At 53.7% G+C, this 14771-nt stretch carries 6 protein-coding genes; 2 read left to right on the forward strand and 4 right to left on the reverse strand.

Annotated elements, in window-relative coordinates; translation table 11 throughout:
• Positions 1 to 13 precede the first annotated feature (13 nt).
• From NST69_RS21110 to NST69_RS21125, 4 genes are all read right to left on the reverse strand, one after another.
• On the reverse strand, positions 14 to 6667 hold the full coding sequence (locus NST69_RS21110) for an S-layer homology domain-containing protein (protein ID WP_342547042.1): 6654 nt from the start codon (positions 6665 to 6667) through the stop codon (positions 14 to 16).
• 446 nt (positions 6668 to 7113) lie between these two features.
• On the reverse strand, positions 7114 to 7953 hold the full coding sequence (locus NST69_RS21115; RefSeq protein WP_051493958.1) for a carbohydrate ABC transporter permease: 840 nt from the start codon (positions 7951 to 7953) through the stop codon (positions 7114 to 7116).
• Positions 7954 to 7968: 15 nt separating this feature from the next.
• Positions 7969 to 8907, reverse strand: coding sequence for a sugar ABC transporter permease (locus NST69_RS21120; protein WP_036731603.1), 939 nt, complete (start codon positions 8905 to 8907; stop codon positions 7969 to 7971).
• 148 nt (positions 8908 to 9055) lie between these two features.
• Positions 9056 to 10399 carry a sugar ABC transporter substrate-binding protein gene (locus tag NST69_RS21125; protein ID WP_076085891.1) on the reverse strand — a complete coding sequence of 448 codons (1344 nt, stop codon included), beginning with the start codon at positions 10397 to 10399 and terminating at the stop codon, positions 9056 to 9058.
• A gap of 493 nt (positions 10400 to 10892) precedes the next feature.
• On the opposite strand from NST69_RS21125, the gene NST69_RS21130 reads away from it, so the two are divergent.
• Together NST69_RS21130 and NST69_RS21135 are read left to right on the forward strand one after the other, a co-directional pair.
• Positions 10893 to 12671, forward strand: a complete 1779-nt coding sequence (locus NST69_RS21130) for a sensor histidine kinase (RefSeq protein ID WP_342547043.1) — start codon at positions 10893 to 10895, stop codon at positions 12669 to 12671.
• Positions 12672 to 12771: 100 nt separating this feature from the next.
• Positions 12772 to 14400: a helix-turn-helix domain-containing protein gene (locus tag NST69_RS21135; RefSeq protein ID WP_342547044.1), complete on the forward strand. Its 1629-nt coding sequence runs from the start codon at positions 12772 to 12774 to the stop codon at positions 14398 to 14400.
• Positions 14401 to 14771 lie beyond the last annotated feature (371 nt).

The raw sequence follows: 14771 nt of genomic DNA on the forward strand, positions 1-14771 counted from the left end.
TTATACACCCAGCTTACCTATGCCCCAACAGATTAGCGATGACTTGCGCACTCTCGGCACGGGTCATGGTCTCCTGCGGCGCGAATTGCTGGTTGCCGCGTCCTTGGATCAGGCCGGCCTGTTCAGCGGTAACGGCAGCGTTCTTCGCCCAATCCCGAATCCGGGAATAGTCACTGAACGAGCTTCCGGCTGAATCTCCTGTCTGGCTTCCCGGGAGGGTGGCGTACGCCCGCACGATCATGACCGCCATCTCCTCGCGGGTAATGCGTTCATTAGGAGCGAAGGCATCCTTACTACGTCCGAGCACGATGCCCGCTTCATGCACTGCCGCCACGGCTTCAGCGTACCAGGACTTGGCATCCACATCGGCAAATGCGGATGGGCTTGCCGACTTAAGGCCGAGCGCACGTGTAATCATCGCGGCGAATTGCGCCCTTGTGACTTCTCCTTGCGGCTGGAACTCGGTGCTGGAAATCCCTTCGATGATATGCTTTGCAGCCATAGACTTAATAACACCGCTGGCCCAGCTATTGCCGCTGACATCCGAGAATGTCTTGTCATACTCCAGCACCGCATACTGGCTGAAATGCTGCACACCAGCGGTAAGTTTACCGTCTGTCAGCGTGCCGCCCATGTATTCCACGGCACCGCTGGCAGCAATATAGTAGACGCCGAGTAAGCTGCGGTTAGCATTAGGATCAACCGTGAAGGTAATCGTCAGCGGCTGGTTAAACGTTGTGACCGGTACGGCAGTGCCATCCGCAGCCACAGCCTCCAGGCTGAAGCGGATTACATCGCTTGCCGCCAATAACCGGACGGACCCGTTAACCGCCGGGTTGTTCATCAGCTGCTCCGCAGTTGCTCTCGCTGTCTTCACGGCAGAGAGTCTGATTGCCGTTCCCTCCGGCTGTCCTCCAGCTCCGACGGCCTTCTCCCGGATGCTCTTCAGCACTTCCGGGCTCAGCTCAACGGCAACTGTGTTCCAGGCAAAACGCAGGGTATTTTCTCCAGTCATTCCGGCTAAACCCGCTGGAAGCAGCACGGATTCTGTAGCATCTGTAAGGTGAACGGTTATAGCTCCGCCAGCCAGTGCCGGGAAATCAGCCGATGTAAGAACCTTCTCCGTCTGCGGTGAAGGGGACGGTGCTGCAGTTGGCGAAGGCGTTACGGCCGGTGCCGCTGTCCATACCGGCGCCGCTGTAGGAGCCGGTGTTGCTGTCGGAGCGGGAGTTGGCGTCGGGGTTGGAATTACTTCCGGCGGCAGCTCCGCTTCTTTTACAGTGACCGTTCTTGTCACTTCAGCAGCCGTATTGCCCGCTGTATCCGTCACATTATAATGATACACATAGCTGCCTGCTGCTGAAGTATCCAGCGTCAACACGGTCTCCCCATCCTGCGTAATCGTTGCAACGATACGGTCTGTAATATCGCCGTCCCGGTCATCTGCTGCTGTAGCTCCGGCATCCGTATAGTCTGCACCCTGCTCCAATTCAACGGATGCTTCACCAAGCAAGGTAATTACAGGCTTCGTTACATCCGGGTCCAGCGCAACCACTACCCGTCTTGTCACCTCAGCAGCCGGATTGCCCGCCGTATCACTGACATTATAATGGAAGGTATAGATATCGACCTTGGATGTATCCAGTTCAGTCAAGCCATACACTTCGCTGGTCACCGTTGTCGTAATACGGTCAGTGATATCCCCGTCCTGATCATCATTGGCGGTAGCTCCCGCATCGGTATATTCCGCTCCGACCAGTAGATTAACTGTCGTCTCACCATTCAGGGTAATCACCGGCGGAACCCTATCCGGTACCGGCAGCGTAATCGTTCCGCTGGCAGCACCCTCTGCCGATGCTTCTCCCTTGCTTAAGGTTACCGAGAAAGTGAAGCTGCCCTCTGTATCCTCCGTTGCTCCCCGGAATGCAGACAAGGTAATGTCCCCCAGGGTAACCCCTGTGCCCTTGAAGCCCGGCAATCCGCCGATGGTCTGCGCCAGCCAAGTCCGTACAGCCTCTTCATTTCCCGCTGTCTCCTTCTTCACGCTGTACTCAGCACCTTCAAGAATGCTCTTCGCCTCAGAGACAGCCTGCTCATTCTCCACACTGGTCTTATCTCTGGCTACAGCCAGATAGCTGATCAGAGCCGCCTGACTGAACGTATTGTTCACCGAATATTTCACCGTACCGCTGACCGGCAGCGTAAAATCATGCTGAACCATGACCCCATTCGGGCCAGCAACCAGGCCGGTCTTAACGGTCTCATTCACGGTCTTGCCCTCAGCATCCAAATAGCTGAGTGTAATATCCATGGTCCGGCTGGCATTGTTCCACCAGTCCAGATGGTAGGAAGTAATCGTGTATGGGCCCGCAGAGAGCGGCAGATTGTAGACGAGCGGCGTATTCTTCGTATTCGAGTTGTATACCCCTGTCTGGGCCTTATCGGTAATGACTACAGCACCGCCCAGCCCCTTAGGGTTATAGTTCGCCCCCGTGTTGGTATGTCCCCATACCGTGTCATCTGCCGACAGCTGGTCTGCTTTGTTATTCAGCAAGCCCTCGCCTGCAAAATTCTTAATCGTCGTAAATGGCGGGGTGTCGCCGTCCGCCGAGACTCCAGGATCCAGGAAGTACACAAGCCCTTGTGGCACTACCTCCACATAAGCTGTGGTCTTCAAGCTTCCATAGGTGCCGGTTACAGCCACCCTTTCATAAGGAGTATTGAAGCTGACCGCTTCGAGATTCCACTTCACGGCCACCAGTAATTTCGTGCCGTCTGCACGTGTGGCTTCCACCTTGGCGGGAAGCTCCGGCAGCTGTCCTGCATAGGTTGCCATATCCGCAATAGCGGCAAGCTCTCTCACATCTCCCGTAGTCAGCAGATTGCGGGCGAAGGTCAGGCGGGCTTCAAGCTGCTCAGCTCCTTCCTGATCCAATCTGTACAGAACCGGATCACTTAGTGCTGCCTGGGCTACGCCCAGTGCATGAACGAAGATATTCCAGTCCTTCTCGGGGAAAGTATCCTCCCTGCTGATCTCCAGCGCAGCACTCACCGCCTGCTGAAGTCCCGCTCTATCCGGGCTGCCCGCTCCTTCCCCGCCGATGACCGCTACGGAATCCACGGCCAAGGTTCCGCTCAGCACCTTGATCTGGACAGTATGCTCACCGTATTTCAGCCCGCGCAGCGTGAAGGTCTGATACAGCTCCCTCGCTGCGGAAGCAGCACCTGAGACCACTTCAAGTTCGCCGTCCACTACAGCTTCCAGCTTGGCTGAGCCGTCATTCGGTCCCAGAATATCAAGTCCCGTGCCGGTAAAAGTATACTTCAGCACCGCACCAGCCCCTTGGCTGGTAGAGAGGGACCGCTGATACACATACATGCCTTTGCCATTCTCATGGGCCCAGGCACCCTCGTATGCCAGCTTCGCCCCAGGTGACTGCGCCAGATCAAACATTTCCAGATTATCCAGCTGCTCTGAATAATAAGGCGTATAACCCTCCACCTTCTCCACCTTCAGATTGTCGAAGCGGACATGGTAGAAGCCGCTCGCGAGCTGCACGCGTCCGGAGAGCTTCGGATTCGGATCGGTATAGGAGGCAAGCTCAACCTGATCCAAATAAGCAGTCACCGTGTCACCGGCCACCTGAATGGCAATGTTATGCCACGCGTCATGTGCGGTATCAAATCCGTCAATCTTCACGCCGCCGGAGCCGGTGGCCGCATTGCCGCTGGCGACCACGGTGCCGCTGGACAGCAGCTGCCATCCACCATCGAACCAGAACTTGAGCGCATAAGGGGTGCCGTTAATCGTCTGCGGCCCGCCTTGATATCTGGCTCCAACCGCTGCGTAATTGTTCCCTCCATAAGTGCTGTTCTGTTCAAAAGACACATCGGCACTCGCCTTGTAATTGGTCCAGCGGTAATCCCCGATTACTGTGACCGGATCACCGCCATTCCAGGCGCCGCCTACTCCGGTGGTCGTCTGGTCCAGCTGCTGCCGCAGGACGTAGTTATCCGTGCCGTCAACCAGATACCCCTCGAATGCGCCGTTAAGGTCCTGGGTATAGCGCGGAATTACACTATACGAACCGCCGCGTGAGCCTACATAGCTCTCTACGCCTGTAATTGTACCGCCTTCTCCGATAACGGGAACGGTTCTGTCCCCATAATTGAAGTCATCCGCATACAGGATCTGATCCTCCGTATTCTGTACGAACCCGGTTGCATCGGTGTCAAGCACCGTACGTTCTCCTTCAACCGGAAGCGGCGTAACGAACTCTTCATCCGTGCGGTTATCCAGTGTGGTTACGGTTACAATCGAGAACGGCTTCACACGTATGGTATATAGGCCGCTGCCATCGGCATGGGCATCACCAAGAGGCTTCATATAATTGCTGTTAAAAGCCTGACCTTTGTCCGCCGCGCGGGTCTCCCACACCTCCAGGGAAGGATTTCCGGTATAGCCCATGTTCACGGCCTGGAGCTTGTAGATCTTCTCATACTGGCTGTCATTGATGATTACAGTCGAGAAATCCTGCTTGTCAGGAGCGGCAAGCGTCATATAACTCGGAGTGCCGTTGCGTCCGCTGACCGGATTCGTGCCCGTTGCCCCGGTGTAGCTGGCCTCAGGAACGGCTCTCCAGATGCCAGCCGTATTGTCTTCATTCTCCCAGCCGGTCTTGGCGAATCCGTTAAAATGCTTCAGAATGACCAGCCCCGCGTCATAATGAATGAAGCCCGACCACGGGTCACGCGCACTGAGCAGCTCTTTGAAGGAGTATTGTCCACCTTCATAGAAGGACCCAATCGCCGGCTGATAGATGAAATGCGTCCGCCGGGAATTCACGAAGCCCTTGATAATGGTATTGCCCATCTCCAGCGGCCCGCCGGTGCCGCCAATTCCTGTACCTGCCTCTGACGGGTCCTTCATATTATTATTAGGACGGAAGGCCGAGTTGCTGAAGGTGGCCTGTGCCTCACTGTTCCAGATTTCCTTGTCGAACTCATCGGCAAGCCGTTTGAAATTTCCTTTGCTGTCATCATCGGTATTGTAATGGAATCCGGCAGCAGCTACCGCCTCACGCAGCGACAAATCGTTCACCATGGCATCCCCGAAGGAGCCGATGCCGACCTCGTCGGAAATCACCAGCTGGATACTGTGGTACAGCTCTTTCTCCTGATCGTTTTTGAAATCTTCAGTATCATTCTTGACCCTCTCGCCATAGTGCTTCGTCCAGGCCAGATCCGGCGCGTGCTCATTGATATGGGGATTCACATAATCCACCATATAGCCGTATTCGCGGTATGCGGCCAGAATGGTCTTTTTGTACCAGGTATAAATCTTGTCGTTATTGTTAGCCCAGGCTGGAGCATTCCAGCGCAGGAAGCTCACCTTGACCGCCGGATTGACGGCCTTGGCATCCGCCGCAAGCTGGAAGCCGGGATGCCGGGCCACATTGGCCTCTTCATCCTCCGTACGCATCGTTGAAGGGTCAGGACCGGTAGAGTTATTGCGGTCATTGCCCATTTCAATCTTGACATGGTCGATCAGCGGGCGATCACCGCCGAACAGAATCTTCAGCATTTGGGCATAGGCCTCTGGCTGCTCAGACTTATAGTCCATTAGCAGGGCACTGGTGCTGTTGCCGCTGAGTACGCCGAAGCCCTTGAAGGTCAGTCCGTTGACATTATCCTGCCGGATATCGTTCCCATCGAGCAGAATCTTGGTTGTAGAAGCTGCGGTCTGACGGGCGTCATCCATCTCTTGCTTGATCGCGCCCCTGGCAACAGCGAACCAGCTAAGAATCGGCTTCTCCCCGGAGACATAAGCATAGGTCAGCGTCATCGGACTGCTGGTGTCAATATCTGCGGCAATGGTAAATTCACCGGAAATAAACTTCGTACTATTCGTGTTGAACTGAGCAAACGGGATCGTCTTGGTCTCCCCGCTGCTATTCTGGTATTCCAGCCGGGGCTGAATGACCCGGTCTCGGCTGCCGTACCAATCATAGAAACCGCTGCTAAGCGTATAGGTTCCAGACTGAAGCGCTTTCAATTTATAGATAATATCGTTGCTGGCAGGGTCTGCACGCAGCCCGACAACCCATAGGCTTGGATCAGCGGCAGGATCGGTAAGATTACCGTTCTTGGAATTTTTCACTTTATGAATGGAATCATCGAATCCCCAGTCTGTGGTACCGGCGACATACCTCTGGTCCGGTGACGGGTTAAGCAGCTCACTGCCGGTCAGTGTTCTGACTGCTTCGTATAGAGGTGAAGCAGAAGGACCATTGCCAAAAGAATCGCCCCCTCTGCCGCTGTCCACAAAGTAGACCAGCGGACTGCTGGCTGGCGGAACCACCTCCACACTGGCAACCACCGGTCCGCCGTTCGCGGTTCCGGTAACTGCCACCGTATCATACGGTACATCGAAGGTATCTTCGCCGATGTTCCAGTTCACCGCCGCAGCCTGACCTGCAATCTCGATGCTTGCCGGAAGTGTCGTACCTGCGGTAGTCTTGGTGCCCATATAAGCCGCAGCATAGACCGTATCGACGACAGCCGCCGACGCCGACGGCAGACCGAGGGCAGGGAACATCCCGGCTACGAGTGTAGCGGACATCAGCACGGAGAATAGCCTTTTCTTAACGCGGTTCTTTCTGTTCATTCATTAATCCTCCTCTTCCTCACTTAAGTAAGCGCATTCATCATGTCGTTAGAAGAATGATTGACTTGGACAGACCTTCGTCTAAATTCACAATGCGGATATACAAATACCTGGCAGACTGCGAAAAGCTGCAACTGCCAGGCGGATACTCTACTCACCTCAATCCTCGATTGGGACTGGATAGGATATTTTTATTACCTAAAAGTGGTTTACACTGCATAAGAAGCACTAAAGAAATTAACAAAAAGCAAAAGAAGCGGAGGGGAAATTTGGAACTGTAGGAGCGGTAGCGACCGCCTTTGTCACCGGATTTCACCCGCGAACAGCGGTTTAAATCAAGAAATCTGGTGACAACAGCGGCCGGAAGTCCAAATGTTCACCGCAGCGACGATGCAGCTTCAAGTTCAAAACTTAAGTGCGTCTTATATAGTAAAAATCTGACTCCACTACCCCTTAATCCCCGAAGCAGCAACGCCCTGCACGAAGTACTTCTGAAGCGCCAGGAAGACAATCACTACCGGAATAATCGACACCACACTCGCCGCCATAATCAGGCCATACTCCGCAGAATACTGTGAGATGAACATCCGCAGACCGATCTGAATGGTCTTGAGCTTCGTATCGGTCAGATAGATCATTGGCCCGAGGAAGTCATTCCAGGTAGCGACGAAGGTGAAGATGGTCAGCGTGGAGAGCGCGGGCTTGGACAGCGGAAGCATGATTCTTGCCCAAATTCCGTATTCGCTGAGTCCGTCAATCCGGGCCGCTTCACATAATTCATCCGGCACCCCCTGATAGAACTGGCGCATCATGAACACACCGAAGGCCGAGAAGGCTTGCAGCAGAATGATTGCCAGGTGGGTATTGTTCAGTCCCATGTAGCGCATCAGAATGAACTGCGGCACCATATAGGCCTGCCAAGGAATCGCGATCGTGGCGATGTAGCCCAGGAAAATCACATTTTTACCTCTGAAATGCAGCTTCGAGAAGGCATACGCCGCGAAGCTGGAAGTCAGCAGCTGCAGGATCGTAACGATAATGGATAATTTCGCTGTATTGTAGATGAAGCGTCCGAGCGGAATCCGGGTCCAGATATCCTGGAAATTCTCCCAGCGCGGATTCGCCGGAATCCATTGCATCGGGAAGGAGAAGACATCCTTGTTCAGCTTGAGCGATGACGACAGCATCCAGATATACGGCACCAGCATTGCCAGCACGGTCAGAATTAACAGGGCATATACAAGCACCATTAAGCTGATTTTAAGTCCTTTACTTTTACCAACCATATCTTATAGATCCCCCTATTGTCCGTATTTCTTCTCGCCGCGGAACTGGACGATGGTAATGCCGAGTACCAGCAAGAAGAGCACAATCGCCATGGCACTGGCATATCCGTAATCCAGCGAGCGGAACGCCGTGTTGTAGATCTGATAGACCATGACCCGTGTAGCATTATTGAGCTGGTTATCCGCGCCCGCGAACAGGTTGATGAAGATATCGTAGACCTTGAACGAGTTGATGACCAGAATCATCAGGACAAAGAAGGTGGTTGGTGCCAGCTGTGGCACAGTCACGTTGCGGAATCTTCTCCACGGGCCTGCCCCGTCCAGCTCAGCCGCTTCATACAGCTCTGGATTAATGCCCTGGAGACCGGCCAGATAGATGACCATGTAGTAGCCCATATTTTTCCACACGGTGAAAAGCACTACAGTAAACATCGCCCACTGCTTATCCGCCGCCCAGCGGGGCAGGTCCTCCAGCGGAATGCCGGTAATCAAGTGCAGGATGTTGTTCACCGGACCCATGGTCGGGCTGAAGATGAAGTTCCATACCGCCGCAACCGCTACCAGCGAAGCCACATATGGGAAGAAGAAGACCGTTCTCATGAAATTACGGCCCATAATCTTTTGATTGAGCAGAATCGCCAGGGCCAGCGCTACGATCATGGTCAGCGGCACGACTCCGACGGTGTAGACAATCGTGTTCCACAAGGCTTTGTGGAAGGTGGTATCCGAGATCAGCCGGGAGAAGTTGTCCAGCCCGATGAACTTCATCGGATTGGCCCCGTCCCATTTCACAAAGGCCAGAATAAAGGCAAAAATCATCGGTACCAGGGTGAACAGGGCAAATCCGATAAAGTTCGGCGCAATAAAGCTATACGCGACCAGGTTATCCCGGAGTCCGCGCGACAACCGGCTTTTTGGGCTCTTATTTGTACGCAATATGGTTTCGTTCTGCATTCGTTCTCCTCCAAACCTTATATAACATCCCCGCAAAGTGGGAATTACATCGATACCTGTTAATGTGAGTGCTGTGATGTCCTCTATTTATATGGAAGGCGGGCCTTCGCCCGCCCTTCCTTCAGGACACTAACATTACAGGTTCACATTAATTGTTCAAAAGCTGGCCTACGCGGTCATTCATATCCTTCAAGCCTTCGTCAATCGTAGCGTTCTTGGTCATGATGTTGTCATGCGCTTCATTCAGAATAACCTCAATGTCCGCACTCTTCTCATGAATCGGCATTTCCAGGTAAGTCTGAACGGTATTCAGTGCAGCCTTGCTGTTCTCATCTGCCGGGAAGCCGTCGATAGAGGTGATGGAATTGATCACTTCATCATTCTTGATCGCAGGAATCGTACCGGTGGAAGCAATAACCTTGGCGCCTTCTGCCCCGGTTACGAAGTTCATGAAGTCAAGCGCTGCTTCTTTGTGTTTGGACTTCTGGTTTACAGCCAGAGAAGTAATCGTTCCCAGAGTTGTACCGGCTTCAACGCCGTCAGGATGAGGGTATTTCACGATGCCCCATTCCGCAGATTGGGATTCGCCGCTCTTCACCTTCTCAATCTGGGTGGCAATGAACCAGCTGCCCATGTTCATCATCGCTACGGAGTTGTTGTAGAATACGCCGGAGTAATGCGTGCTGGAGGTCTTCAGAGTCGCGTAATCCATAACGATACCGTCTTCCTGCTCCTTCAGAATCCGCTCATAGGTAGGCTTCAGGAAGTCATAGTTGCCGCCGACCACGGTGTTCTTGCCGTCCAGAATGCCGAATAGTTGAACCGCGCTCCGCCAAGTGTGGTAGTGGGCACCGTATACTTTTTCCGAGCCGCTGCCGGAGGTCATCTTGCGGGCCAGCTCATCATATTGGTCGAAGGTCATATCATTAGTCGGATAATCTACACCAGCTTTGTCGAACAAGGCTTTGTTGTAGTAGATCAGCCAGAAGTCACTGCGGAACGGAAGCGCATACACCTCGCCGTTCACTTCAATCTGCTCAACCGTACCGCCGTATACGGAAGGATCGATCGATTTGTCACCCATGTAGGTCTTCAGCGGCTCCAGGTGGTTCTGCTTCACCAGGTTCGAGTAGCCCGGAATGTCTTTGATCGTCAGGACATCCAGATCCGCCCCGCCCGAGAGCTGTGTGCTGAGCATGGTCATATAGTCGGTGGAGCCAAGATCGACATATTCAATGGTTACGTTAGGATGTGCAGCCTTGTAAGCATCGATCAGCGGCTTGTAGTATGCAGTTGCTTCCCAGTCCCACAGCGCCCATTTCAGTGTTACCGGCTCCTGGCTTGGTTCGGAGGAAGCGGTTGCAGCGTTGCCCGAAGCAGGTGCGGCAGTGGCAGCAGCGTCTTTCGTATTGTTATTGCCGGAGCATCCGGCCAGCATGCTCACGGAGAGCGCGGTGGCAAGGGTCATGCCGTAGAATCTTTTCAAGTTCATTCGATTATCCCCTTTATCTTCTGATAATATTTCAGCAGCCGGCATCTGTTGCTCCGGCCTTAGTTCAAATTGTAAGCCTTTTCAGACCCGATGGGGATGCAAAATTAAACACAGTTCATTCACTATTCTGTGCTCTTCTCCGCACGTCCTGCCCCAAACCTGTAATTTCTTATCCGAAACCTGTAAAATTCTCAGCTTCTCCCCCTGGCTCTATAATGAAACGCAGGAATATGCTATGGTAGTTGAAAACGCTTTAAATATCCTCACCTATATAAGACGCACTTAAGAGTTTAACTTGAAGCTTCATCGTCACTGCGGTGAACATTTGGACTTCCGGCCGCTGTTGTCCCCAGATTTCTTGATTTAAACCGCTAATCGCGGTAGAAATCCGGTGACAAAGGCGGTCGCTATCGCTCCTCCAGTTCCAAATTTCCCCTCCGCTTCTTTTGCTTTTTTGTTTATTTCTTTAGTGCCTCTTATATATCCTAAAGGAGTGTTCACCACGGTACGTAAATCTACTATTAAAAGCCGCATTATTCTGCTCATGACCGCCTTTGCGCTGCTGATTGCCTCGCTGCTGTCTTGGTTCAGCTACGAACTGATTACGTATTACCAGCGCAAAACAACGATCCAGGCGACGGAATTCAACCTCCAGCTCGTCTCCCATATTATCGAACAGGATCTGATTAATCTGACTACGCTGGCGATGACCAGCAGCACCAACTCGTCCACGAACACCCTGCTTACCGAATATTTCGGTTCGGCGGAGGCCAGCCCCAAGCAGGCGCTGAATGTCTTCAATGCGATGCAGGACGATGTGCGGATCAACCGCTCCTATAGCTATGTACGCCGCCTGATTGCCACAGATAACAGCGGAAAGTTCCTGCAGGTGGAGAATTTCGGCACCTCCATTCCGCTTACGATCCATAATATCGGTCAAGTCACCGGTCTGACGAATGAGGCCGAAGAGCAATGGGACCGCGTCATTAAGGACCCGCTCTCCAATTCCTACGGTATTCCCTTCGTGTTCCCTATTTATGGCCGGGGGGCTACCCGGGTGGGCACCGTCTATCTGCTCGCGAATACCTCCGTCATTACGGACAAACTGAAGGGCTATGCCCTGCCGGAGCACTCCCGGCTGCTGCTTACGCTCGGCGATCATCATTATCAGCTTAACGGAGATCAGGTCAAAGCCATTGAAGAGCCGTATGAGCCGGTAGCCTATACCAGTGACAAGCCTGTCGGCCCCGATACCGAGCTGTCCATGGTGAAAATGCAAGATGATGGGGAAAGCCATATCGTGGTATCGTATCCGGTACGCAGCGGTGTCATGCTCTCGCAGACCTTATCCAGCGACCAGTTCGCGCCCCGGAGCAATATCTGGATTCTCGTCCTGCTCGGCGTCTGTCTGCTCGTGCTTGTCTTAAGCGCGATCATTACGCTGTATTTGACCCGCACGATCAGCCTTCCAGTCGAGAAGCTGAAGAAGCGTATGGACAAGATTGCCCAGGGCAACTTCCTGCTGGACTCGGGTATTGAATGGAACAGCGAGCTGGGCGATGTTGGCCGGGGCATTAACCGCCTGTCCCAGGATATCGTAGCCCTCATGGACAGCCGGCTCGCGGACGAGAAGCAGCAGCAGGAGCTGGAATACCGGATGCTCCAGAACCAGATTAATCCGCATTTCCTCTACAATACCCTGAACTCGATCAAATGGATGGCTACGATCCAGAACGCCACCGGTATTGCAGAGATGACGACCTCCCTATCCCGGCTGCTCCGCAGCATCGCCAAGGACAACCGGCGGCTGATGCCGCTGAAGGATGAGCTGAGCTTGCTGGATGATTATTTCCTGATTCAGAAATACCGCTATGGTAGCACGGTTACCATGGTTACAGAGATTGAAGAGGAAGCTCTGCTTGGCGGGCTTATCCCCCGCTTCACACTCCAGCCCTTGGTCGAGAATGCGATCTTCCACGGCATCGAGCCCAAGGGCCGAGGCGACATTGTTGTCCGGGTCACGAAGAGCGGATTCACGGATCTGCTCATCACGATCGAGGACAACGGGGTCGGGATGACGGCGGAGCAGATTGCCACCATTCTAACCGTTCCCGGTGACGAGGCTAAGGGAATGCTGGAGAATATCGGGCTGCGCAGTGTGAACGAACGGCTGCAGCTCGCTTTTGGCAGAGAGTACGGCTTGTCCATTGAGAGCGAGCCCGGCCGCTATACCTTAATGAAGCTGCTGCTCCCCTTCCGGCAGAAAGAATAGCTAAGAATCCCCCACAAAGTGAGGCCTTAGCTTCGATGAGTACTCAGGTACTTTGCAGGGACCCCAAAACAATAGCATACCGAGCAAGGATGTGATGAGCTTGATCAAATTATTAATCGCAGATGATGAAGCCCTGGTCTGCATCGGACTCCAGTCCATGCTGAAATGGGAGCAATATAACATTGAGATTGTCGGCATCGCCCACAACGGCGCACAGGAGGAAGAAATGATCGACACCCTCCGCCCGGACATTGTAATCAGTGATATCAAAATGCCGATCAAAAGCGGCCTCGAGGTCGCCGGCTCGGTCCGCCGCAAGTACGGGCGGCTTCCGCTGTTCATCATGCTGACCAGCTACGAGGAATTCCAGTATGCGCGCGGAGCGATTGAGATCCAGGCCACTGATTACCTGGTGAAGCTGGAGCTGACCCCGGAGGCGCTGGCCGAATCGATCCGCCGGGCCACCAGTATCCTGGAGGAGTACCAGACCATGGAGAGCTATCCGAAGCTGGTCCATCGCGGCAATCTCCAGGCCCAGCGGGATAAATTCTTCATCCGGCTGTTAAGCGGCCTGTTCGAGAACAAGAACCAGTATCTGCTGCAAAAGGAGGATTTGGAGGTGGACCTCTCCGCGCCGGCTTATCTGGTCTGTACCTGCCGCATTCTCGGGCCGGACACCGTCCCGCCGCGCGGGGATAAGCTGGTGGCCTTATGCTCAAGCACCGTGCAGATGGCAAAGGATACACTGGCCTCCAGAAGCGCCTGCTACGTCACCAGCCTGGATCTGCGCAACTTCGCGCTGACCCTGCCTGTGCCGGGCCCGGACCCGCAGCTCTGGATGCAAGACATCCAGAAGCTGCTGGCGGACATGGCCTCCGTACTGCATAATTACTTCAATGTGACCATTATCGGGGCGATCGGCTTCGCGGTGGAAGATCCGTTTTTGCTGCAGGGGAGCTATCTCGCCGCCCGGAAGGCGCTGCCCGCCGCTGTGAAGGAGCGCTCCTTCGTCTTCTTCACGGAAGGCGAAGCCCTCCTGCAGGAGCACCTGCTGTTTGATTTCTCGGAATCGCGGCTGGAGATCCGCAGAGCTTTTGAAGAAATGGATACCCGCGCCCTGCACAGCATCATCTCCCGGATGATCGAGATCTTCGACGGACGGGCCGATCTGCTCGTTCCCGCCACCGATGCCGCCTGCAACATTCTATATATGGCGACCTCCCTGCTCGCGGACGGGGAGAACATGGTGGAGCAGATCTTCGAGCAGGAGCCGGAGGGCTACCGGGCGATCTATCAGATGCATACGATTGAAGAGATTACCGGCTGGCTCGTCCAGTTCCGGGACGGCTGTGTCCGGATGCTCGCCACCCGCAGACAGAGCTATAAGGAGCAGGTGGTGAAGAATGTCCAGGAGTATATCAAAAGAAATCTCGGTACCAAGCTGTCGCTTAATCAAGTCGCGGATGTGTTCAACTTCAGCCCCAACTATCTGAGCCACCTGTTCTCCAAGGTCGCCGGGGTGAACTATGTTGAGTATATCACAGAGACCAAAATCACCGCCGCCAAGGAAATGATGGTCCGCGGCGAAGGCCGGATCTACGAAATCTCTCAGAAGCTGGGCTATGAGAGCGCCTTCTATTTCAGCAAGGTGTTCAAAAAGGTCACCGGGCTCTCTCCCCGGGATTATATACAGCAGATTGAAGGGAATGCGGGAGGGGAACACACATGATATACCTATGAAGCGTGTGCGGATCTGATTGTGGGACATTTATTTGGTGAGCGTACTGTAGAATGATATGGATGAGATGGCGTAATAATGCGGAAAAGTAGACAGGGCTGCCGGTATAGGCAGCCTCTTTTTTATTTGCGTACAAACGGAATCATGAGCTGAGGCCTAGCTGTTTCCGAAGAGCAAGAGCCGAACAACAAAGTAAGACTTGCTGTAACCTTGGTACGAACTCCTCCTAGGCTTTTTTGGCATCCAGCGGACTCAGATGACGCTATCACGCGAAAAAACCAACTTTTCTTGTGTTTCCGGACTCAGGAGCGCTTATGTTGCCATTTGCAGCTATAAATGAGGAGTAACGGGTTAGTTAACGC

Source organism: Paenibacillus sp. FSL P2-0089, from assembly GCF_038595095.1.
GTDB classification, from domain to species: Bacteria; Bacillota; Bacilli; order Paenibacillales; family Paenibacillaceae; genus Paenibacillus_AQ; species Paenibacillus_AQ silagei.